This window comes from Haloferax profundi (assembly GCF_001469865.1).
In the GTDB taxonomy this organism is placed as follows: Archaea; Halobacteriota; Halobacteria; order Halobacteriales; family Haloferacaceae; genus Haloferax; species Haloferax profundi.
In genome coordinates this window covers 1-2,358 of the sequence record NZ_LOPV01000374.1, presented here as the reverse complement: position 1 = coordinate 2,358, position 2,358 = coordinate 1, and the positions used below count along the sequence as shown (strand labels likewise).

The following is a 2,358-nucleotide window of genomic DNA, read 5'->3' as shown; positions in this document are numbered from 1 at the left end:
GCAATGGAGAGACCTACGCTATCGAGATGAAATCGGGGGATCTCTCCCGTGGCCTCGAGCAGGCGCACCGGGATGCGAGCTTTGTCGACTACTCGTATCTATCTGTCTGGGATGACCGTGTTAGTGAGTCGCTTGTCGAACAAGCGGAAAACCTCCCAATCGGGTTGATGAGCGTCGGCGAAAGGGTTGAAATCCTCGTAGAAGCCGAAAAGTCCACACAACAATTATGTAGCCGAGAAAACGTAATTAAACTAATCAATGGCGACGTTCGAGACGACGCTTCGGTACAAAAATCTCAATGACCGAGACCTCGTTGAGAACAACTACGAACTGTACGACTCTGTTCTGATTCAGGCTCATCTCCTCGCGTACTCGAAGAAGGCTGTCCCTCTTCTAATTCGAGATATGGCTGAAGAGCGGAGCTTCAACTACTACATAGATCCGATGATCTCTGACTTCCGTATCGGGACCAACTTCCGAGATTCAGATGGCGATGTCCGGGGGTGGCACAATCGATACGTCGAAATCCTCGGCGACCCGCTGAGGGAAGTTCTCGACGAGAATCCCAACGCGGACGCAAGTCTCCTTGATGACGACGCAGTGCGTGGCATCTGTGAGTCCCTCGTCGACTATCAGGAGAACTTTATCTACGATCGGCTCCGTGAGGAGGCGGGTAAGTACGAGAAGGTTAGCGTTGAGCCTCACGAAGTGCAACCGAAAGCAGTCATTCCGTGGGTGCACAAAGTTGAACGAATCGAGGACATCCAAACATGCCGTCAGATCCTCACACATACACAAGCGGCGGCGACAATCTCTCTCAAACCGTGTATCTACACGACAACCGGCTTCGCACGAGACACAACCAACCGGACGCAACTCACGAAACTCCTCGGGGAGTTCGAAGTCAACGAATGCTTCCTGGTGTTCGAAGAGCTGAAGAAGTACGAGACCTCTGAAAGCGAGTACAAGACGGTTATCGATCTCGTGTACGATCTATATCAGTCAGGAGTGAAGCCGCACTTCTACTACGGGGACTTCTTCGCCAACTTGCTCTCCTACTTCGGCCTCAGTGGGATGGCAACGGCGTCGCTTTACGACGAGGAGTTCACCGAGAAACTTGAGTACTCGGGTGGAGGCGGACTACCAGCACGCTACTACCTCGATGAAGTGAAGGACTTCCTCAAGGTGACAGCGGCAGTGGACATCATGAATCGAGTCGACGCGCCCATGTGTGATTGCGGGTTCTGCGAGAAGCACTTCGACACATGGCAGGATCTGGCCGCACGTGAGGAGTCAGAGGACGCTTTGAAGCCGATTCTGAAGAAACATCGCATGGCACTTCGGTGGCGACACGGTCGCCTCATTGAGGAGAACAATCTTGAAGACGTTCTTGACGAACTCGAAGACGACTTCTTGAATATTGTTCAGGCATACAGCGCTTCGCCTATGAAGAGCCCCTCGAAACAACTCGACTATCTCCCCAAGTGGATCAACGCCGTTCGGGATCGGGAAGCGTTGGCTGTAGAGGAGTTAGGTCAGTTGCAGTTTGTCTAAGAGTAAACGCATTTACTCGTCTTTCTGACTCCGTTGAAATCCACTAGTAATGATATGCAGACAATCTGTTCTTCATATCTGTGTTTGTGGGCCGGTCATAAGCCAACGGTGAGTCGCTTCAGGTGCTTGCCGTTATACTGAAAACCGTTGGTGGTCCGTGAGCGCTAAGTTGTCGAGGGCATCAACCGACCAGCCAGTGTTTCGAGTTCATTTGCCTCTCCAATAGCGGACACCCACCGTTCGGGAAGATGCGACGCGCCGAACCGGGCTCCTGCGACTGCTCCGGCGATCGCACCGATCGTGTCTGTATCGCCGCCTCGGTTCACTGGCGTCACGATTGCGTCTTCCAGTTCCGTCGCGGTAAGCGCGTCGTGAAGCGCCGTTTGTAGCGAGTGAATTACGTACCCTGACGTTTCTAACGACTCTAGTGACCCGCCACTAGCGATTGGTGCGAGTGCCTCAGTGAGTTCATCTGGTGCGTCATCGGCGACATAGTCCAGTGCGTCCGCCAGCGGTGCTTCGGTGTCGTCGAGCAACCCGGCGATTGTGAGGTTCAACACAGCACACCCCCACGTGCACCGCGGGTCTGCGTGCGTGATTTGTGAGGACTGCTGGCTAACTTCGACGAGTGTGTCCCAGTCCGCAGCGTACGGAATCGCGAGTGGTGCACACCTCATTACACTCCCATTCCCGGCATTCTGCCCCTCTGGGCTATTCTCCCAGACTTGTTGGCCGGCTTCGTCCCAGGCTGCTCCATGCTTGAGGCGGCTTAGGGAACGGACCGTCATGCGTCCGATATCGAAC

2 protein-coding genes and 1 pseudogene are annotated in these 2,358 nt (G+C 54.2%); 2 read left to right on the top strand and 1 reads right to left on the bottom strand.

All coding sequences use genetic code 11. The features are described from left to right. A pseudogene (locus AUR66_RS22750) lies at positions 1 to 302 on the top strand (hypothetical protein); the annotation flags it as partial. Beyond that, positions 259 to 1,554, top strand: a complete 1,296-nt coding sequence (locus AUR66_RS13385) for a hypothetical protein (RefSeq protein ID WP_058572816.1) — start codon at positions 259 to 261, stop codon at positions 1,552 to 1,554. The pseudogene AUR66_RS22750 and the gene AUR66_RS13385, both read left to right, overlap by 44 nt. A 164-nt stretch (positions 1,555 to 1,718) precedes the next feature. Here the strand turns inward: AUR66_RS13385 and AUR66_RS13380 are convergent. After that, positions 1,719 to 2,358, bottom strand: a 640-nt coding sequence (locus AUR66_RS13380; protein ID WP_058572815.1) for an ADP-ribosylglycohydrolase family protein, incomplete at its 5' end; no start/stop codon positions are given.